The 17966-nt window shown below is 60.4% G+C and carries 21 protein-coding genes and 1 other RNA gene; 11 read left to right on the top strand and 11 right to left on the bottom strand.

Annotated elements, in window-relative coordinates; genetic code table 11:
• Positions 1–22: 22 nt before the first annotated feature.
• Positions 23–472, bottom strand: a complete 450-nt coding sequence (locus GIW48_RS22560; protein ID WP_099550293.1) for an EVE domain-containing protein — start codon at positions 470–472, stop codon at positions 23–25.
• A 194-nt stretch (positions 473–666) separates the two neighbouring features.
• Between GIW48_RS22560 and GIW48_RS22565 the strand changes: the two genes are divergently transcribed.
• Positions 667–816, top strand: coding sequence for a hypothetical protein (locus GIW48_RS22565; RefSeq protein WP_010207387.1), 150 nt, complete (start codon positions 667–669; stop codon positions 814–816).
• A 9-nt stretch (positions 817–825) separates the two neighbouring features.
• On the opposite strand, the gene GIW48_RS22570 is transcribed toward GIW48_RS22565, so the two are convergent.
• From GIW48_RS22570 to GIW48_RS22585, 4 genes are all read right to left on the bottom strand, one after another.
• The gene (locus tag GIW48_RS22570) at positions 826–1455 is read right to left on the bottom strand and encodes a 5-formyltetrahydrofolate cyclo-ligase (protein WP_099550294.1); all 630 of its coding nucleotides are present in this window, start codon (positions 1453–1455) and stop codon (positions 826–828) included.
• 58 nt (positions 1456–1513) lie between these two features.
• A non-coding RNA gene (ssrS, locus tag GIW48_RS22575) (6S RNA) lies at positions 1514–1692 on the bottom strand.
• Between the two features lie 30 nt (positions 1693–1722).
• The gene (locus GIW48_RS22580) at positions 1723–2040 is read right to left on the bottom strand and encodes a cell division protein ZapA (protein WP_017135267.1); all 318 of its coding nucleotides are present in this window, start codon (positions 2038–2040) and stop codon (positions 1723–1725) included.
• Positions 2037–2246 (bottom strand): TIGR02449 family protein, encoded by a 210-nt coding sequence (locus tag GIW48_RS22585; protein WP_003177365.1) that lies wholly within the window; start codon positions 2244–2246, stop codon positions 2037–2039. Before GIW48_RS22585 ends, GIW48_RS22580 begins: the two co-directional genes overlap by 4 nt.
• 138 nt (positions 2247–2384) lie before the next feature.
• On the opposite strand from GIW48_RS22585, the gene GIW48_RS22590 reads away from it, so the two are divergent.
• The 9 genes from GIW48_RS22590 (at position 2385) to gcvH (ending at position 11811) form a co-directional block, all read left to right on the top strand.
• Positions 2385–2942 (top strand): YecA/YgfB family protein, encoded by a 558-nt coding sequence (locus tag GIW48_RS22590; protein ID WP_017135268.1) that lies wholly within the window; start codon positions 2385–2387, stop codon positions 2940–2942.
• A gap of 20 nt (positions 2943–2962) precedes the next feature.
• Positions 2963–4285: a Xaa-Pro aminopeptidase gene (pepP, locus tag GIW48_RS22595; RefSeq protein ID WP_170036752.1), complete on the top strand. Its 1323-nt coding sequence runs from the start codon at positions 2963–2965 to the stop codon at positions 4283–4285.
• A complete protein-coding gene (ubiH, locus tag GIW48_RS22600) occupies positions 4282–5469 on the top strand; it encodes a 2-octaprenyl-6-methoxyphenyl hydroxylase (RefSeq protein ID WP_058421185.1) in 1188 nt (395 codons plus the stop codon). Before pepP ends, ubiH begins: the two co-directional genes overlap by 4 nt.
• Complete coding sequence (locus tag GIW48_RS22605; RefSeq protein ID WP_017135271.1) at positions 5462–5947, top strand: DUF4442 domain-containing protein; 486 nt, start codon at positions 5462–5464, stop codon at positions 5945–5947. The genes ubiH and GIW48_RS22605 overlap by 8 nt, the downstream gene beginning before the upstream one ends.
• Before the next feature lie 9 nt (positions 5948–5956).
• On the top strand, positions 5957–7174 hold the full coding sequence (locus GIW48_RS22610) for a 2-octaprenyl-3-methyl-6-methoxy-1,4-benzoquinol hydroxylase (protein ID WP_170037053.1): 1218 nt from the start codon (positions 5957–5959) through the stop codon (positions 7172–7174).
• 160 nt (positions 7175–7334) lie between these two features.
• On the top strand, positions 7335–8339 hold the full coding sequence (locus GIW48_RS22615) for an extracellular solute-binding protein (RefSeq protein ID WP_169987995.1): 1005 nt from the start codon (positions 7335–7337) through the stop codon (positions 8337–8339).
• Positions 8340–8519: 180 nt separating this feature from the next.
• Positions 8520–10136: an ABC transporter permease gene (locus GIW48_RS22620; RefSeq protein ID WP_236460849.1), complete on the top strand. Its 1617-nt coding sequence runs from the start codon at positions 8520–8522 to the stop codon at positions 10134–10136.
• 156 nt (positions 10137–10292) lie between these two features.
• Positions 10293–11375: a glycine cleavage system aminomethyltransferase GcvT gene (gene gcvT, locus GIW48_RS22625; RefSeq protein ID WP_099550298.1), complete on the top strand. Its 1083-nt coding sequence runs from the start codon at positions 10293–10295 to the stop codon at positions 11373–11375.
• 52 nt (positions 11376–11427) lie between these two features.
• Complete coding sequence (gene gcvH, locus GIW48_RS22630) at positions 11428–11811, top strand: glycine cleavage system protein GcvH (protein ID WP_017135276.1); 384 nt, start codon at positions 11428–11430, stop codon at positions 11809–11811.
• Between the two features lie 73 nt (positions 11812–11884).
• Here gcvH and GIW48_RS22635 read toward each other — a convergent pair whose 3' ends face one another.
• The 6 genes from GIW48_RS22635 to GIW48_RS22660 form a co-directional block, all read right to left on the bottom strand.
• Positions 11885–13027, bottom strand: coding sequence for a DegT/DnrJ/EryC1/StrS family aminotransferase (locus GIW48_RS22635; protein WP_056860748.1), 1143 nt, complete (start codon positions 13025–13027; stop codon positions 11885–11887).
• 161 nt (positions 13028–13188) lie between these two features.
• Complete coding sequence (locus GIW48_RS22640) at positions 13189–13503, bottom strand: DUF2388 domain-containing protein (RefSeq protein ID WP_017135278.1); 315 nt, start codon at positions 13501–13503, stop codon at positions 13189–13191.
• A 69-nt stretch (positions 13504–13572) separates the two neighbouring features.
• On the bottom strand, positions 13573–14019 hold the full coding sequence (locus GIW48_RS22645; protein WP_017135279.1) for an NfeD family protein: 447 nt from the start codon (positions 14017–14019) through the stop codon (positions 13573–13575).
• A 10-nt stretch (positions 14020–14029) separates the two neighbouring features.
• Positions 14030–14950, bottom strand: coding sequence for an SPFH domain-containing protein (locus GIW48_RS22650; RefSeq protein WP_017135280.1), 921 nt, complete (start codon positions 14948–14950; stop codon positions 14030–14032).
• 77 nt (positions 14951–15027) lie between these two features.
• Positions 15028–16722 (bottom strand): GspE/PulE family protein, encoded by a 1695-nt coding sequence (locus GIW48_RS22655; protein ID WP_236460848.1) that lies wholly within the window; start codon positions 16720–16722, stop codon positions 15028–15030.
• Positions 16723–16804: 82 nt separating this feature from the next.
• Positions 16805–17143 carry a hypothetical protein gene (locus GIW48_RS22660; RefSeq protein ID WP_017135282.1) on the bottom strand — a complete coding sequence of 113 codons (339 nt, stop codon included), beginning with the start codon at positions 17141–17143 and terminating at the stop codon, positions 16805–16807.
• Positions 17144–17270: 127 nt separating this feature from the next.
• On the opposite strand from GIW48_RS22660, the gene GIW48_RS22665 reads away from it, so the two are divergent.
• A complete protein-coding gene (locus GIW48_RS22665) occupies positions 17271–17741 on the top strand; it encodes an Lrp/AsnC family transcriptional regulator (protein ID WP_003195279.1) in 471 nt (156 codons plus the stop codon).
• Positions 17742–17966 lie beyond the last annotated feature (225 nt).

The following is a 17966-nucleotide window of genomic DNA, read 5'->3' on the forward strand; positions in this document are numbered from 1 at the left end:
GTGACCGCAGGGTTCTGCCTTTTCAGCGCAGGGCGAGTACCGCTGCCCATTGTTCGGCCGTCACCGGCATCACCGACAATCGGCTGCCTTTTTGCACCAGCGGCAATTCGGCGAGGGCGGTTTGTTGTTTCAGGTAGCCAAGGCCCAGCACCTTTGCAAAGGTCTCGACGTGGGCCACGTTGAGTGCAGTCCACGGGTTTTTCTCCGGCGTGGCTTTGGCATCGAAGTAGTGGCTTTCGGGTTCCAGCGCGGTCGGGTCCGGATAGGCCGCCTCGACAATTTTGCCGATACCGGCAATGCCCGGCTCAGGGCAACTGGAGTGGTAGAAGAAAAACTCATCACCAACGGCCATGGCGCGCAAAAAGTTGCGTGCCTGATAGTTGCGCACCCCGTCCCAGCGCGTTTCACCGAGCTTTTCCAGGCCTTTGATGGAGAGTTCATCGGGCTCGGATTTCATCAGCCAGTAGGCCATTTTTGGGCTCCTGAAAAAGGCATTGGATAAGTTGTCAGGCAATTCCATGACAAACCGACAGTCGGTTGGCGTCAAGGTTTGCGTGTTGGGTCACGTTACCGCAGAATGCCCGCTTTTAAGCTTGACGCAGCTGCAACGGACTACTTTGGAACGTTGTTGTCATCGTGTACGAGGTGCCTGAAGGGGGGCAATCGATGCAACGTAAACCGGATTTACTATGGATTTTGGTTATTTTGTTTGGCCTGGGCGTCGTGACCACCGGATATGCCCAGAGCTTGTGGTCGAACAAGACCGATGCACCGGTTGAACTGGCTCAGCAGCAGCCACAACCGTTCAAGCGCTAACACTGCTTTTTAAGGCGTCGCTGGTTCCAGCGACGTTTCTGCGACATACCATTTTTTATCGGTGACCGTGCCAGCCAATGGCACATCCCAGCTTGCCTGTGCCAGGCGCTCGACCTTCTGACATTCATGGGCCAGGCCCAGCAGCGTGGGTTTTCGCCAGTTTTTGCGCCGAGCCAGGTAGGCCAGGCTGCGGTCATAAAACCCACCGCCCATGCCCAGTCGCCCACCCACATCATCGAAGCCCACCAGCGGCAACAGCACCAGGTCCAGCGCCCAAACTTGGCGCTGGCGGTTGGCATTTACGTGCGGCTCAAGGATGCGAAAGCGGTTGGGCAACAACTTATCTCCAGGCCGCACACGCTGGAACACCATCTTGGTGCGCGGCCAGGCACTGAGTACCGGCAGATAAGTGGCCTTGCCCCGGCGCTGGGCAGCGCGCAGCAGCAGGCGCGGATCGATTTCACCGTCCGTGGGCAGATATAAAGAGATATGTTTGGCCCGGCGAAACAACGGGTGCTGTGCCAGTTGCCGATACAGGCCGTGAGCGGCCTTGCGCTGCTCGCTCGGCGTAAGCGCGCGGCGGGCTTTGCGCAACATGCGTCGAAGTTGCGGACGGGAAAGCGGCGCAGGTTCGGTCATGGTTGTTCGGCTCATAAAACAATGCCAGTCCTGGGACTGGCATTGAGTTTGGGAATTCAGGCTCCCCGACAGAGCCGCTGTCGACTTAGCCCTTGAACCCGAAAGTTCAAGGTGGAAGATGCAGTAGGCTTTAAGGCTTTCCGTCTAGCGGACATGCACACCAGCCCAACGTGCAACTTCCAGGGTAGTGCGAATCGGCTCAGGGACATCGCCGACTGGCAAACACGCCAGGGAGTGGGGCGAGTATACCTTAAACAGACGCGTCAATCAGCCCTTGGGTGGCTCTGGCTCGGTAGAAAGTGCCAGATCCACGCGTTCGAGCAGGTCACGCACTTGCTCACGCGTCGAGCCGCTGGCCTGCACGTCAGGCCGTTCCTGCTTATGCAGCAGATCGTGGGTAATGTTCAGTGCGGCCATCACGGCGATACGGTCGGCGCCGATGACTTTGCCGCTGCTGCGGATTTCACGCATCTTGCCGTCCAGATAGCGGGCAGCACTCACCAGATTGCTGCGTTCTTCCTGGGGGCAGATGATCGAATATTCTTTGTCGAGGATCTGCACGGTAACGCTATTGCTTGAACTCATGAGTCTTGCTCCAGGGCCTTCAGGCGCGAAATCATCGATTCGACCTTACGCCGGGCGATTTCGTTTTTTTCAATGAGGTGAGCGCGTTCCTCGCGCCAGGTCTTTTCCTGAGCTAATAGGAGTCCGTTTTGACTCTTAAGTTGCTCGACCCGATCAATTAGCAGTTCGAGTCTGGCCATCAGCGCTTGCAGGTCGGTGTCTTCCATTGGGTTCCACTGGATTTGTCTGATGAATGGCAACTTCAGGATAAACGATCTGACGCCCTCGATAGTCTTGGTACGTCTGCCGGTGCTAGGATACAGCGCTTCATTCTAGACATTGCGCCGTCTGGCGCCTAGCTCACCATGCCTATTCAGAACTCCCCGTACGACGCTTTTTCCAAACTGCTGAGCTCCAGCGGTCATCCTTGCTCGCCTGCCGAACTGCACGGCGTGCTGTTGGGCCGCAGCTGCACGGGCGTTGGCTTCGATGCCGACAACTGGCTGGCCGATGTGGCCGAGCTGCTGGAAACCGAACCTACCGAGAACGTGCGTAACGCGCTGATCGGCCTGCAAGAGATGGTCAAGGGCGAACTGACCGGTGATGACGTCACCGTCGTTCTGCTGCTGCCGACCGACGATGCACCGCTCACCGAACGCGCCGCCGCACTGGGCCAATGGTGCCAGGGCTTCCTGCACGGCTTTGGCGTGAACGCCGGCGGCCTGGAGCTGAGCACCGACGCCAAGGAAGTGTTGCAAGACCTGGCGGCCATCTCCCAGGTGCAAGATGCCCTGGAAGAATCCGAAGACGGCGAAGGCGACTATATGGAAGTGATGGAATACCTGCGTGTCGCGCCGCTGCTGTTGTTCACCGAGACCAAAAAATCCGCTGAGCCCGCCGCACCCAAGCCGTCGCTGCACTAAGTAAGGAAGCCCATCTGCCCATGATCCATATCCCGAAAGCGGAATACACCCGTCGCCGCAAGGCGCTCATGGCGCAGATGGAACCCAACAGCATCGCGATCCTGCCGGCCGCCGCCGTGGCCATCCGCAACCGTGATGTCGAGCACGTCTACCGCCAGGACAGCGACTTCCAGTACCTGAGCGGCTTCCCTGAACCTGAAGCTGTGATCGTGCTGATGCCCGGTCGCCAGCATGGCGAGTACGTGCTGTTCTGCCGCGAGCGCAACGTCGAACGCGAACTGTGGGACGGCCTGCGCGCCGGCACCGAAGGCGCCATTCGCGACTTTGGTGCTGACGATGCGTTCCCCATCACCGATATCGACGACATCCTGCCCGGCCTGATCGAAGGCCGCGACCGGGTGTATTCGGCCATGGGCAGCAACGCCGAATTCGACCGGCATCTGATGGAGTGGATCAACGTGATCCGTTCCAAGGCGCACCTGGGCGCCCAGCCGCCGAACGAATTTGTTGCCCTGGATCATCTGCTCCACGACATGCGCCTGTATAAATCGGCGGCAGAAGTGAAGGTGATGCGCGAGGCTGCGCGAATTTCCTGTGCGGCCCACGTCAAGGCGATGCAGGCCAGCCGCGCGGGGTTGTATGAGTTCAGCCTCGAAGCCGAGCTGGATTACGAGTTCCGCAAGGGCGGCGCGAAGATGCCGGCCTATGGCTCCATCGTCGCCGCCGGGCGCAACAGCTGCATCCTGCACTACCAGCAGAATGACGCGCTGCTCAAGGACGGCGACCTGGTGTTGATCGACGCCGGTTGCGAGATCGACTGCTACGCCAGCGATATCACGCGCACGTGGCCGGTCAGCGGCAAGTTTTCGCCAGAACAAAAGGCGATCTACGAGATTGTGCTGGCCTCCCAGGAAGCCGCCTTCGCCCAGATTGCGCCGAACAAACATTGGAACCAGGCCCACGAGGCGACCGTGCAGGTCATCACCGCCGGGCTGGTGAGGTTGGGGCTGTTGCAAGGTAACGTCGACGAGTTGATCGCCAGCGAAGCCTACCGTGCCTTTTATATGCACCGCGCCGGCCACTGGCTGGGCATGGATGTGCACGATGTGGGCGAATACAAAGTGGGCGGTGAATGGCGAGTGCTGGAAGTGGGCATGGCCTTGACCGTGGAGCCGGGGATTTATATTTCGCCGGACAACCAGAACGTGGCAAAGAAATGGCGTGGCATTGGCGTACGCATCGAGGATGACGTGGTAGTGACCAAGCAAGGCTGTGAAATTCTGACCGGTGGTGTGCCTAAAACTGTCGCTGAGATCGAAGCGCTGATGGCGGCTGCCCGATGAGCCGGGTCAACCTGGCGATTATCGGTGGTGGCCTGGTGGGTGCCAGCCTGGCGTTGGCCTTGCAGGCCGGCGCCAAGGCGCGGGGTTGGAAGATCGTGCTGATCGAGCCATTTGCCCCAGGCGACACTTACCAACCGAGCTACGATGCACGTTCTTCGGCGTTGTCTTACGGTGCCCGTCAGATCTATCAGCGCCTGGGTGTGTGGCAGGACATCTCCCGCCGCGCCGAGCCGATCAAGCAGATCCACGTGTCTGACCGTGGGCGTTTCTCCACTGCGCGCTTGTCCGCCATGGAGGAGGGCGTGCCGGCCCTCGGCTATGTGGTGGAAAACGCCTGGCTCGGACAGTGCCTGTGGCAAGGCCTGGACAAAGAGGTGGTGAGCTGGCGCTGCCCGGCGGAAGTCACACGTATGGAGCCGCTGCCCGACGGCTATCGCCTGACCCTCAACGATGAAACCGTGCTGGACTGCGACCTGGCGGTATTGGCCGATGGCGGCCGCTCCGGTTTGCGCGAGCAGTTAGGTATTGGCGTGAAAACCCGCCCTTACAACCAGAGCGCGCTGATCGCCAACATCACCCCAAGCGAAGCCCACAACGGCGAGGCCTTCGAGCGTTTTACCGATGAAGGCCCGATGGCCCTGTTGCCGTTGCCGGACAACCGCTGCGCGCTGGTGTGGACACGCATCGGCATGGACGCCCAGCGTTTGGCCAGCCTCGATGAGCGCAGTTTCTTGAGCGAACTGCAGGGCGTGTTCGGCTATCGCCTGGGCACCCTCAAGCAAGTCGGCGCACGGCACCTGTACCCGCTGACGCTGGTGGAAGCCGAAGAACAAGTGCGCTCGCACCTGGCGATCCTCGGCAATGCCGCCCACAGCCTGCACCCGATAGCCGGGCAGGGGTTCAACCTGTCCCTGCGCGATGCCAATGCCTTGGCCGAAGCCTTGCTGGCCGGGCCGGCGGTGCCGGGCGACTTGGCGACCTTGCAGCGCTATCGCGAAAGCCAGCATCTGGACCAGAAACTCACGGTGGGTTTCTCCGATCAAGTCACACGCCTGTTTGGCAGTGCCCAGCCGTTAGTGGCTTTGGGCCGCAACATGGGCCTGCTTGGCCTGGACCTGCTACCGCCGGCCAAACGCTGGTTCGCCCGTCAGGCCATGGGCTTGGGTACGCGCCCCGATGCGTAAGTGGTTGATCCAACGTTTGGGTAAAGCGCGGCTGTTGCGTTGGGTCATGACCCTTTATCCGCCGTATCTCGGGGCGGGGATAAGCGTGCAGCACATGAGCGCTGACTTTCGTCATGTCAAAGTGCGCATGGGCTTGGGCTGGTACAACCGTAATTACGTCGGCACGCAATTTGGCGGCAGCCTGTATTCGATGGTTGACCCGTTCTACATGTTGCTGTTGATGGAGAACCTGGGCCGCGACTACATCGTGTGGGACAAGGCCGCGAGCATCGACTTTGTGTCGCCGGGCAAAGGCCCGGTGTACGCCGAGTTCTCCATCGACGACGCCTTGCTGGACGAGATTCGCCGGCAAACCGAAGGTGGCGAGAAGTACCTGCCCCACCTCAAGGTCGAGATTCATGACGGCTCCGGCACCCTGGTGGCGCGGGTCGACAAAACCCTTTACGTGCGGCGCAAGCCGCCAGCAAAGCAGGCTTAAAGCATGGACATGCGCGCAGATGTGCTGATTGTCGGGGCCGGAATGGTCGGAAGCGCCCTGGCGCTCGCGTTGCAGGGCAGTGGCCTGCAGGTGCTGCTGCTCGACGGCAGCCCGCTGAGCGTCAAGCCATTTGACCGTGAGGCTGCCTTCGAGCCACGGGTGAGCGCCTTGTCGGCCGCGAGCCAGCGCATCCTTGAGCGCCTCGGCGTGTGGGATGGCATTGTATCGCGGCGCGCCAGCCCTTATGGCGAGATGCAAGTGTGGGACGGCAGCGGCACCGGGCAGATCCACTTCTCGGCGGCCAGTGTGCACGCCGAAGTGCTCGGGCATATCGTCGAGAACCGCGTGGTTCAGGACGCTCTGCTCGACCGCCTGCATGACTGCGACCTGGGCCTGCTGGCCAACGCCCGCCTGGAACAGATGCGCCGCTCCGGCGATGACTGGCTGCTGACCCTTGCCGACGGCCGCACATTGCGTGCACCGCTGGTGGTCGCCGCCGATGGCGCCAACTCCGCCGTACGCCGCCTGACCGGCACTGCGACCCGCGAGTGGGATTACTTGCATAACGCCATTGTCACCAGCGTTCGCAGCAGCCAGCCCCACCAGCGCACGGCGTGGCAGCGCTTTACCGACACTGGCCCGCTGGCGTTTCTGCCATTGGTGCGCGAGGGGCAGGAAGACTGGTGCTCGATCGTCTGGTCCACCACACCGGCCGAATCCGAGCGCCTGATGGCGCTGGACGACGAAAACTTCTGCCGTGAGCTGGAGCGCGCCTTTGAAGGGCGGCTCGGCACGGTGCTCAGCGCCGATCCACGTGTGTGCGTGCCATTGCGCCAACGACACGCCAAACGCTACGTGGCAGAAGGCCTGGCGTTGATTGGCGACGCGGCCCACGTGATCCACCCGTTGGCGGGGCAGGGCGTAAACCTGGGTTTCCTCGATGCGGCGGTGCTGGCCGAGGTGCTGCTGGCAGCCAATGAACGCGGTGAGCGCCTGGCTGATGTGAAAGTTTTGAGCCGCTACGAACGTCGGCGCATGCCGCATAACCTTGCGCTGATGGCGGCTATGGAAGGGTTTGAGCGCCTGTTCCAGGCCGACCAGTTGCCATTACGCTGGCTGCGCAACGCCGGGCTGAAAATGGTCGACCAGATGCCCGAAGCCAAGGCCATCTTCGTCCGCCAGGCCTTGGGCCTGACCGGCGACCTCCCGGAGCTGGCCAAACCCTGAGGGCGCCTGAGTACCCTTTGGGAGCCGGGCTTGCCCGCGATGGGGCCATTGGCCCCAGCACAAATCCCAGCCATGCAACATCTCGTAACGCCTCCACCAAGCGCTACCAAATGTGAGTCCTTATCATTTGCCCTCTTTTTGCAAATGAGAGACCGCACCCATGTTGGCACCCAAGCGCCTCCTGACTGCCCTGGCACTCACCCTTATCGGCAGCACCACCGTGCAGGCAGCCGACGAAGTCGTGGTCTACTCCTCGCGCATCGACGAACTGATCAAGCCGGTGTTCGATGCCTACACCAAAAAGACCGGCGTGCAGGTGAAGTTCATCACCGACAAGGAAGCCCCGCTGATGCAGCGCATCAATGCCGAAGGCGAGAACGCCACGGCTGACCTGTTGCTCACCGTGGACGCCGGCAACCTTTGGCAGGCTGAGCAAATGGGCATCCTGCAGCCGTTCACCTCGGCGGTGATCGACAAGAATATTCCGCTGCAATATCGCTCCTCTAACCACGCCTGGACCGGCTTGAGCCTGCGTGCACGGACCATCGCCTATTCCACCGACCGGGTAAAACCCGGTGACCTGACCACTTACGAAGCCCTGGCCGACAAGCAATGGGAAGGCCGCTTGTGCCTGCGCACGGCGAAGAAGGTCTACAACCAGTCGCTGACCGCCACCCTGATCGAAACCCATGGCGCGGCCAAAACCGAGGAAATCGTCAAAGGCTGGGTCAACAACCTGTCCACCGACGTGTTCTCCGACGACATCGCGGTGCTGGAGGCGATCAACGCCGGGCAATGCGACGTGGGGATCGTCAACACCTACTACTACGGCCGCCTGCACAAGCAGAAGCCAGACCTGGCGGTAAAACTGTTCTGGCCGAACCAGGGCGACCGTGGCGTGCACGTGAACCTGTCGGGCATTGGCCTGACTAAGCACGCGCCGCATCCGGAAGCGGCCAAGGCATTGGTCGAGTGGATGACCACGCCTGAGGCGCAGCAGATCTTTGCCGATGTGAACCAGGAGTTCCCGGCCAACCCGGCGGTGCCGCCATCAGCAGAAGTGGCGACCTGGGGCAAGTTTGTGGCTGACACCTTGCCGGTGGAAGTGGCAGGCAAGCGCCAGGCTGAGGCTATCCGCCTGATGGATCGCGCCGGCTGGAACTAACTACAATTTGCAGGCAAGCGCCGAACTAAATGTGGGAGCGGGCTTGTGTGGGAGCTGGCTTGCCTGCGATAGCATCACCCAGGTGTAACTGACACACCGAGGTGCTGCTATCGCAGGCAAGCCAGCTCCCACATTGCTTTGTGTTCACCTTGAATTTTTTACCAACCTGAGAGCTAGCCCTTGGCCCACCCCGCCCAACGCCGCTGGTACCTGCCGGTCTTCAGCGTCGCCGCCCTGGTGCTGTTGCCGCTGAGTGTGCTGTTGCTGTCCTGGCAAAGCATTGATGCGCAAATCTGGTCGCACCTGTGGGACACCCAGATGCCGCGCTTGATGGGCAATACCCTTACTTTGGTGCTGGGCGTCGGTGTGGGCGTGACCCTGCTGGGCGTGAGCCTGGCCTGGTTGACCAGCCTCTGCGAGTTTCCTGGGCGGCGCTGGCTCGATTGGGCCTTGATGCTGCCTTTTGCCATTCCCGCCTACGTACTGGCCTTTGTGTTTGTCGGCCTGCTGGATTTCGCTGGCCCGGTGCAAAGCCTGCTGCGTGAATGGTTCGGCACCGGCCTGCGGCTGCCGCGCGTGCGCTCCACCAGCGGCGTGATTATCGTGTTGGTGCTGGTGTTCTACCCCTACGTCTACCTGCTGGCGCGCACGGCGTTTCTTGCCCAGGGCAAAGGGCTGATGGAGGCGGCACGTGTGCTCGGGCAATCGCCCTGGCAAGCGTTCTGGCGCGTCGCGCTGCCCATGGCACGGCCGGCGATTGGTGCCGGCGTGGCCCTGGCCTTGATGGAAACCCTGGCGGATTTCGGCGCGGTCTCGGTGTTCAATTTCGACACCTTCACCACCGGCATCTACAAGACCTGGTACGGCTTTTTCAGTCTTTCCAGCGCTGCCCAACTGGCCAGCCTGTTGCTGCTGGTGGTGATGCTGGTGCTGTACGGCGAACGGCGAGCCCGCGGTGCCAGCCGCCCAAGCAACGAGCGGCCACGGGGCCAGGCGTTGTATCACTTGCGAGGGTTCAAGGCGGCAGCGGCCAGCACGTGGTGCGGGTTGGTGTTCGCCTGCGCCTTTGTCATCCCCATGCTGCAACTGGTCGCCTGGTTCTTGCAGCGCGGCCGCTTCGACCTGGATGAGCGCTACACCGGCCTGATCGTTCACACCCTTTACTTAGGCGGTATCGCGGCGCTGATCACGGTCAGCGTGGCGTTGATACTCGCCTTCGCCAACCGGCTGGCGCCGACACGGGCGATTCGCTCTGGTATCAGCCTGGCTAACGTCGGCTATGCCTTGCCGGGTTCGGTGCTGGCGGTGTCGATCATGTTGGCATTCAGCTACCTGGACCGAGAGCTGGTGGTACCGCTCTCGGGGTGGCTCGGCGGCGCGGGCAAACCCTTGCTGCTTGGCAGCCTGTCGGCACTGGTGCTGGCCTATCTGGTGCGCTTTCTGGCGGTGGCCTACGGGCCGTTGGAAAACAGCCTGGCGCGAATCCGCCCGTCGTTGCCGGAAGCGGCACGCAGTCTCGGGGTAAGCGGGCCACGACTGTTTTGCAAAGTGTATCTGCCGTTATTGCTGCCGGGCACGTTGAGCGCAGCGTTGCTGGTGTTCGTCGATGTGCTCAAGGAAATGCCCGCAACTTTGCTGATGCGCCCATTTGGCTGGGACACCCTGGCGGTTCGCATCTTTGAAATGACCAGTGAAGGCGAATGGGCGCGAGCCTCGTTGCCGGCGCTGACCCTCGTACTGGTGGGGTTACTGCCGGTCATCGGCTTGATCCGACGCTCTGCGAGGCAAATCGGTTAGGTGCCAGTCCTACGGCTTGCGGCTACAATGCGCGGCATTCGGTGCGCTTCGTCTTTCGGAGCGAGTCGCTGGGCGTGGCTGCAGGCCTTGTAATTCAAGGTGTTCAGCGCAAACAGCAGCTCCGCGCACCTTCGCCAAGCCCGGAAGGAGAAACCCATGGGACAGCGTACGCCTCTGTATGACCTGCATCTCGCCCTCGGCGCGAAAATGGTCGATTTTGGCGGTTGGGATATGCCTCTGCACTACGGCTCGCAAGTTGAAGAACACCATCAGGTGCGACGCGACTGCGGGGTGTTCGATGTATCTCATATGACCGTGATCGATGTCACCGGCCCTCAGGCCAAGGAATGGCTCCAGCACCTGCTGGCCAATGATGTCGATCGTTTGCATGGCTGCGGCCGTGCGCTCTACAGCGCCATGCTCAATGAGCAGGGCGGCGTGGTGGACGACATGATCGTCTACCGCACCGAAGCCGGTTACCGGTTGGTGGTCAACGCAGCCACCCGCGACCAGGACATGGCCTGGATGCAGGCGCAACTGGGCAACTATTCGGTGCAACTGCAGGAGCGGCCCGAGTTGGCCATGCTCGCCATTCAGGGTCCCCATGCCCGGCAGAAAATCGCCGAACTGGTCACCCAGTCGCGCAGCAACCTGATTCATCAACTCAAGCCCTTTGAAGGCCAGGCCGACGGTGACTGGTTTATCGCCCGTACCGGCTATACCGGTGAAGACGGCCTGGAAATAGTCCTGCCTGCCGATCAGGCGCCAGGCTTTTTCAACGACCTGGTCGGCGCGGGTATTTCACCCATTGGTCTTGGCGCCCGCGATACCCTGCGCCTGGAAGCCGGCATGAACCTGTATGGTCAGGATATCCACCAGGATGTTTCGCCCTTGGCGGCTAACATGGCCTGGAGCATTGCCTGGGAACCTGCCGGTCGCAACTTCATTGGTCGCAGCGCGCTGCAAGCAGAGCTGGCGGCGGGTGTGCAGTACAAATTGGTCGGGCTGGTACTGGAGGAGCGTGGGGTTTTGCGCGCTCACCAAGTGGTTCGTATCGCCAATGTTGGCGAAGGAGAGATCACCAGTGGTAGTTTCTCTCCTACGCTGAGCAAATCCATTGCCCTGGCGCGCGTACCGACGGCCACCGCCGATCGGGCCGAAGTGGAAATCCGCGGCAAGTGGTACCCGGTTCGAGTGGTCAAACCGACCTTCGTACGCCATGGCAAAACCTTGATCTAACTATTTCCGGCAGGCCAAAGGCCGCTGACATTTCTTCTTGAGGACACAGATTATGAGCGATATCCCAGCTGACCTGCGTTTTGCCGAAAGTCACGAATGGGCCCGTCTGGAAGCCGACGGCACTGTGACCGTCGGGATTTCCGACCATGCACAGGAAGCGTTGGGTGATGTGGTGTTTGTTGAGCTGGCGGAAGTTGGCGCCCAGTTTGAAGCTGAAGGCCAGGCTGGCGTGGTTGAGTCGGTGAAGGCTGCTTCGGATATCTACGCCCCGATTGCTGGCGAAGTGATTGCCGTCAACGAGGAACTGAGTGGCAGCCCTGAGCTGTTGAACACCGACCCTTACGGCGCCTGGATCTTCAAGCTCAAGCCAAGCAACCCGGCCGATCTGGAAAAACTGCTGGATGCTGCGGGTTACAAAGCTGCCATCGGCGAGTAAACACGACACAAATCAATGTGGGAGCAGGCAAGCCAGCTCCCACATTGATTGTTGCAAGCCAACGCTTTTTTGTTTAACCCGCTTTCAATACCGCTTTAACCGCCGCAACCGACCGCTCTACGTCCGCCTCTGTCATCGCCGTGAACATCGGCAACGACACGATCAAACGCCCAACACGTTCCGACACCGGGAACATGCCTTCCTTGAAACCCTGTGCCCGATACAGGCTCAGCAGGTGGATCGGCGGGTAGTGATAGCCAATGCCGACGCCATGCGCCTGCATCTGTTCCATGAAGGTGGCGCGTGCCGGCTTGCCATCCTGACGCTCCGGCAATACCAGTTGGAACAGGTGCCAGTTGCTGTTTTCGAAGTCTGCCGGTGGCAGTTGTGCGCCGTATTGCGCTTCGAAATCACTGCCGAAGCATTTGAAGTAGTGGCGCGCCAGGTTCTGGCGATGGGCAGTGATCTTCTCGATATGAGCGAACTGGCCCAGGCCGATGGCTGCGGCAATGTCGGTCATGTTGAACTTGCCGCCCAACACATCTACGTCCAGGCCATCGAAACCCGTGCGGGTAACGCCCTGCAAGCGATATTTCTCGGCCAGGCGGGCTTCTTCGGCATTGTTCAATACCAGGCAACCGCCCTCGGAAGAGGTGATGTTCTTGTTGGCCTGGAAGCTGAAGGATACAAAGTCGCCGGTTGCGCCAATGCGTTCGCCATCCCAGCTGGAACCCAGTGCCTGGGCGGCGTCTTCGACGATACGCAGGTTGTACTTGTTGGCCAGTGCATACAGCATCGGCATGTCCAGGGGCAGGCCCGCCAGGTACACCGGAATGATCGCCTTGGTACGTGGGGTGATTGCAGCTTCTACTTGGGCCAGGTCGATATTGCGGGTTACCGGGTCGATATCGGCAAATACCGGCGTGGCACCGACTTCCAGGATCACGTTGGCAGTGGCGACCCAGGAGATCGGCGTGGTGATGACTTCGTCCCCTGGGCCAATCCCGGCGATGCGCAGAGCAATTTCCATGGTGCAGGTGCCGGAGTTGAACGTCCGCACCGGCCGGCCGCCAAAGTATTCCGACAGCTGTGCTTCGAACGCCTGCACTTTTGGCCCGCTGGTGATCCAGCCCGAGCGCAGTACATCGCCGACCGCCGAGATGGTGGCTTCATCAATGGTAGGTTTGGAAAACGGCAGAAAGGGCTGTTGGCTCATAACGACGAAGGCATCCGTTTCAGATAGGCGATGAGTAATAAACGTATCAGTACCGCATGGTTGCACGGTTCGACTGAATATAGCCTGTCACACGTGAATGAATCGTCATGTTACGAGCAAAAAAATGCCGCTCCCAAAGAGCGGCATTTTTTATGGGCGCTTTACTCGGTCACAGCGTTTTTCGCGAGGATAGCGTTGGCCAATTCCATATCGGTGGCCTTGAGGCCTGGGTTGTCAGCGCGGACTTTCTGCATGGCGGCTTCCAGGTATGGACCGCGGATGCCGCCGTCGCTGGCAACAAAGCTGCCTGCGTCGTCTTGGGCGGCGACCACCAGCTTGTGGTCCTTGAAGGTCAGGTACGTCGAGCCGGTAGTAGCGCCCGATGAAATGACATTACGCCAAAAGCTGTCGGCCATGGCTGAACCGACAGGAAGGGAAAGCACAGCGAGGGTTGCGACAGCATATTTGAAACGCATGATGGGTGACTCCGACTGGGTTATCTGAACAGTTTGATTGTAGTTAGCTCAGTCGAGTTCCATCACTGACTAAACAGTTTCGACCTGTAAAACCACGCCGTCCTGACCAATGACACGTACTTGAGCGCCTATCGGGGTATCCGGGCCAGTGGCCATCCACACGCCATCACCGACTTTTATCTTGCCCCGGCCATCGACGATGGCCTGGTGCACCACAAACGTGCGGCCAACCAGCTCCGAGCCACGCATGTTCAGCCCCGGCTGGTCGCTGACCTTGGCGCTGCTGCGTTGGCGTTTCCACCAATAGACGGCGGTCAAAATCGACAGCACGGCGAACAGCAGCAGTTGCCATTCCAACCCCAGCGGCGGCACCACGAACTTGATCACGCCTACAGCGGCAGCGGCGATGCCCATCCACAGCAGGTAACCGCCGGCGCCGAACACTTCAAGAATCAACAGCACCGTGCCCAGTGCCAGCCAATCCCAGAACGACAGATGCTGCAGGAATTCCCACATGGCAGTTGCCTCAGCCTTTCTTGTTGTCGAAGGTTGCCTTGACGATTTCGCCGATGCCACCGACGGCGCCAATTACCTGGCTGGCTTCCAGCGGCATCAGGATGACTTTGCTGTTGTTGGCCGATGCCAGCTTGCCCAGGGCATCGATGTATTTTTGCGCGACGAAGTAGTTAACCGCCTGCACGTTGCCCGACGCGATGGCCTCGGAGACCACTTGTGTGGCACGGGCTTCGGCCTCGGCCTGACGCTCACGGGCTTCGGACTCCAGGAAAGCCGCCTGGCGACTGCCCTCGGCCTCAAGGATTTGCGCCTGTTTTTTACCTTCGGCCGTCAGGATCGCCGATGCCCGCAGGCCTTCGGCTTCCAGGATCTGCGCACGCTTGATCCGCTCGGCTTTCATCTGGCCGGACATGGCGGCCATCAGGTCGGCAGGCGGGCTGATGTCCTTGATCTCGATGCGGGTGATCTTGATGCCCCACGGCGCCGTGGCTTCATCCACGGTACGCAGCAGCTTTTCGTTGATGCCGTCACGCTGGCTCAGCATGGCATCCAGCTCCATGGAGCCAAGCACGGTGCGGATGTTGGTTTGCAGCAGGTTGCGGATGGCGTGCTCGAGGTTATTGACCTCGTAGGCGGCCTGGGCGGTGTTGACCACCTGGAAGAAGCACACGGCGTCGATCTGCACGGTGGCGTTGTCGGCGGTGATCACTTCCTGCGGTGGAATATCCAGCACGCTTTCCATCACGTTTATCTTGCGACCGATGCGGTCCATGATCGGAATAATGATGTTGAGGCCGGGCTTGAGTGTGTTGGTGTAGCGGCCGAAACGCTCGACAGTCCACTGGTAGCCCTGGGGCACCACTTTAAAGCCCATGAACAGGATGGCAACGGCCAAACCCACGAAAAGAAGCAGTACGGTTCCGATCTGCATAGCGATTCCCTATCTGATGGTGTCAGTGATGCGACGTGTGGCCGATTGTAACGGCCCAGTCACGGATAAGGACGGTTTCACGGGCGAACAATCAAATCATTTGTTTCTGAATCCCCAGGCGTTACCCGTAATACCTCTGCCAGGGTGGTCAGCCCGGCGTTCACTTTGTCGATACCAGCCATGCGCAGGCTGCGCATGCCTTGCTCCACTGAGGCCCGGCGTAGAGCCTGCACGTCGGCACCTGGGGTGATCAGCGCCTTGAGCGCCTCGCTCATCGGCATGATTTCGTAGAGCCCGGCGCGGCCTCGATAACCACTTTCGCGGCATCCTGCACAGCCGACAGCTTCATGCGCGGTGCCCGGCGCGCCCACCGCGCGTTTGCAGTGAGGGCATAAAAGCCGCACCAAACGCTGCGCCATCACCCCTATAAGGGTAGCCTTGATCAAATAATGAGCAATGCCAAGCTCCTGCAACCGGCTGATGGCGCTGGGCGCATCATTGGTGTGCAGCGTCGACAGCACCAGATGCCCGGTCAATGCGGCCTGAATCGCCATTTCTGCGGTTTCCCGGTCACGGATCTCACCGATCATGATGATGTCCGGGTCCTGGCGCAGCAGGGCGCGGACGCCGCTGGCGAAGGTCAGGTCGATGTTGTGCTGCACCTGCATCTGGTTGAAGGCCGGTTCAATCATTTCAATCGGGTCCTCTACCGTGCACAGGTTGACCTCGCGGGTTGCCAGTTGCTTGAGCGTGGCGTAGAGGGTGCTGGTCTTGCCGGAGCCGGTTGGCCCGGTGACGAGGATGATGCCGTTGGCCTGGCCGGTCATGGCGTGCCAGCGTTGTTGGTCGTCATCTGACAAACCAAGCTGGTCAAAATTTTTCAGCAGCACCTGTGGGTCGAAAATCCGCATCACCAGTTTTTCACCAAACGCTGTTGGCAAAGTCGAAAGGCGCAGTTCCACCTCTATGCCCGCCGGGCTTTTGGTCTTGACCCGGCCGTCCTGGGGTTTGCGTTTTTCCGCGACGTTCATCCGACCCAGGCTCTTGAGGCGGCTGACCACCGCCATCGTGACCTGAGGCGGAAACTGATACACATCGTGCAGCAGCCCGTCGATGCGAAAACGCACGCGGCCTTGGTCGCGACAGGGTTCGACATGGATATCACTGGCCCGCTGCCCAAAGGCGTACTGCAACAGCCAGTCGACGATAGTGACGATATGCGCGTCATTGGCATCCGGCTCCTGATCGCTGGCGCCGAGGCTGAGCAGTTCGACATTGCCGGCCACCGTCGCCTTTTGATCGGCGCCGCTGACGGATTTGGCCAAGCGGTAGAACTCGCCGATGCAGCGCTCAATAGCCTTGGGGTTGGCGACCACGCGCTTGATCGAGCGCTTGAGCACCTGTGCCAACCCGGCTTCCCAGTCGCGGACATGGGGCTGGGCGCTGGCGACGGTGACGGTCTGCGCATCCACGGCCACCGCCAGGATCCCGTGGCGCTGTGCAAAGGCGTGGGACATCAATGGCACTACCGTTGCCACGTCTATCTTGAGCGGGTCGATACGCAGATAAGGCTGCCCGACCTGCGTGGCCAGCCATTGCGTCAAGGTTTCCAGGCACAGCCCGTGGGCTGCGATGCATGCCAGAGGGTGTTGTTGGGTAGCGGGCGCCGCCGCCAGTGAATGTGCCACCTCTGCGGTTATCAGCCCTTGCTCGACCAGCGTCGGCAGCAACTGATGCAGTTCCAGGCGGTGAGTGTGCAAGGCGGTAGGCATGGGCATTTCCTGGCAGGCGTCGGGTGTAAACCCAGGCTAGCCTGCCCCCGAACATCCACCTTCCCATGAGTATTGCCGGCTTTTACAGGCTGGCCGCCGTCATCGCTGCAGGCCGCAGAGAGTCAGCTCGCCACACTTCCAGCGAGCAGACGCTGATCAGGTTTCTAATCTTTTCACCGATCACCTGGGCGCGGTGCCAGCTCAAACCGTCCATGACGATATCAATGTTCAACAGGTCGTCTTCACGGCTCACATTGACCTGTTGCGGGGTCAGGAACTGCAAAGCGAAATAGTTGAGCACCCGGCACAGCACGTCCGGCTCGGCCTCGGCGACGATCTGATAATGCGCCTGGCAATGGGCGCTGTTGACAGCCCAGGCGTCGACGCGTGCGGGAGTGTGGGTGGTTTCGACGGCGTGCATGCTGACTCTCCAAATTCGACTGGAGAAATTTTTACATTCGCGGGCGGAGATTTCTTATCTAAGATGGGCCCTATCTGCGATTTATTGAATAGAACAATTCAGGATAAGCACATTCAAAGGTATTTTTATGCACAGTGAGTTGGACGCCTACGACCGCCGTATCCTGGCGCTGCTGCAAGAGGATGCTTCGCTGTCCAGTGCTCAGATCGCCGAACAGGTGGGCCTGTCCCAGTCGCCGTGCTGGCGGCGTATCCAGCGGCTCAAGGAGGAAGGGGTGATTCGCGGCCAGGTCACATTGCTGGACCGCAAGAAGATCGGCCTTAACACGCAGATTTTTGCCGAGGTCAAACTCAACGCCCACGGCCGTTCCAACTTCACCGAGTTCACCGAAGCGATTCGCGGGTTTCCGGAAGTGCTGGAGTGTTATGTGCTGATGGGTGCGGTGGATTTTCTGCTGCGCATCGTCACCTCGGACATCGAGGCGTATGAGCGGTTTTTCTTCGAGAAGCTGTCGATGGTGCCGGGGATTCAGGAGGTGAACTCGATCGTGGCTTTATCGGAGATCAAGTCCACCACCAGCCTGCCAGTCTTGCGTTGATAAGGCCTGCCTCATCGCGGCATAGGTATCTACACAACCGGTTAGTGGCCAGTGGGCTGTTGTGGCGAGCAGGCTTGTCCTGCGTTGGGCCGCGAAGCAGCCCCAAACCCAGTCGCTGAGTTCTTTCAGGAAAAATGCAGTGCCTTTTCTTGGGGCGCCTCGCGGCCCAAACCCGGACAAGACTGCTCGCCACAGGAGAAAAACGGTGGCCTCAGAAGGTGTGTG

This window comes from Pseudomonas sp. PA-6-3C, from assembly GCF_021605825.1.
In the GTDB taxonomy this organism is placed as follows: domain Bacteria; phylum Pseudomonadota; class Gammaproteobacteria; order Pseudomonadales; family Pseudomonadaceae; genus Aquipseudomonas; species Aquipseudomonas edaphica.

Excerpts from the sequence above, each read along its gene's own strand:
- GIW48_RS22560 (WP_099550293.1), bottom strand. The coding sequence starts at position 472 with ATGGCCTACTGGCTGATGAAATCCGAGCCCGATGAACTCTCCATCAAA.
- GIW48_RS22565 (WP_010207387.1), top strand. The coding sequence starts at position 667 with ATGCAACGTAAACCGGATTTACTATGGATTTTGGTTATTTTGTTTGGC.
- GIW48_RS22570 (WP_099550294.1), bottom strand. The coding sequence starts at position 1,455 with ATGACCGAACCTGCGCCGCTTTCCCGTCCGCAACTTCGACGCATGTTG.
- GIW48_RS22580 (WP_017135267.1), bottom strand. The coding sequence starts at position 2,040 with ATGAGTTCAAGCAATAGCGTTACCGTGCAGATCCTCGACAAAGAATAT.
- GIW48_RS22585 (WP_003177365.1), bottom strand. The coding sequence starts at position 2,246 with ATGGAAGACACCGACCTGCAAGCGCTGATGGCCAGACTCGAACTGCTA.
- GIW48_RS22590 (WP_017135268.1), top strand. The coding sequence starts at position 2,385 with ATGCCTATTCAGAACTCCCCGTACGACGCTTTTTCCAAACTGCTGAGC.
- pepP (WP_170036752.1), top strand. The coding sequence starts at position 2,963 with ATGATCCATATCCCGAAAGCGGAATACACCCGTCGCCGCAAGGCGCTC.
- ubiH (WP_058421185.1), top strand. The coding sequence starts at position 4,282 with ATGAGCCGGGTCAACCTGGCGATTATCGGTGGTGGCCTGGTGGGTGCC.
- GIW48_RS22605 (WP_017135271.1), top strand. The coding sequence starts at position 5,462 with ATGCGTAAGTGGTTGATCCAACGTTTGGGTAAAGCGCGGCTGTTGCGT.
- GIW48_RS22610 (WP_170037053.1), top strand. The coding sequence starts at position 5,957 with ATGCGCGCAGATGTGCTGATTGTCGGGGCCGGAATGGTCGGAAGCGCC.
- GIW48_RS22615 (WP_169987995.1), top strand. The coding sequence starts at position 7,335 with ATGTTGGCACCCAAGCGCCTCCTGACTGCCCTGGCACTCACCCTTATC.
- gcvT (WP_099550298.1), top strand. The coding sequence starts at position 10,293 with ATGGGACAGCGTACGCCTCTGTATGACCTGCATCTCGCCCTCGGCGCG.
- gcvH (WP_017135276.1), top strand. The coding sequence starts at position 11,428 with ATGAGCGATATCCCAGCTGACCTGCGTTTTGCCGAAAGTCACGAATGG.
- GIW48_RS22635 (WP_056860748.1), bottom strand. The coding sequence starts at position 13,027 with ATGAGCCAACAGCCCTTTCTGCCGTTTTCCAAACCTACCATTGATGAA.
- GIW48_RS22640 (WP_017135278.1), bottom strand. The coding sequence starts at position 13,503 with ATGCGTTTCAAATATGCTGTCGCAACCCTCGCTGTGCTTTCCCTTCCT.
- GIW48_RS22645 (WP_017135279.1), bottom strand. The coding sequence starts at position 14,019 with ATGTGGGAATTCCTGCAGCATCTGTCGTTCTGGGATTGGCTGGCACTG.
- GIW48_RS22650 (WP_017135280.1), bottom strand. The coding sequence starts at position 14,950 with ATGCAGATCGGAACCGTACTGCTTCTTTTCGTGGGTTTGGCCGTTGCC.
- GIW48_RS22655 (WP_236460848.1), bottom strand. The coding sequence starts at position 16,722 with ATGCCTACCGCCTTGCACACTCACCGCCTGGAACTGCATCAGTTGCTG.
- GIW48_RS22660 (WP_017135282.1), bottom strand. The coding sequence starts at position 17,143 with ATGCACGCCGTCGAAACCACCCACACTCCCGCACGCGTCGACGCCTGG.
- GIW48_RS22665 (WP_003195279.1), top strand. The coding sequence starts at position 17,271 with ATGCACAGTGAGTTGGACGCCTACGACCGCCGTATCCTGGCGCTGCTG.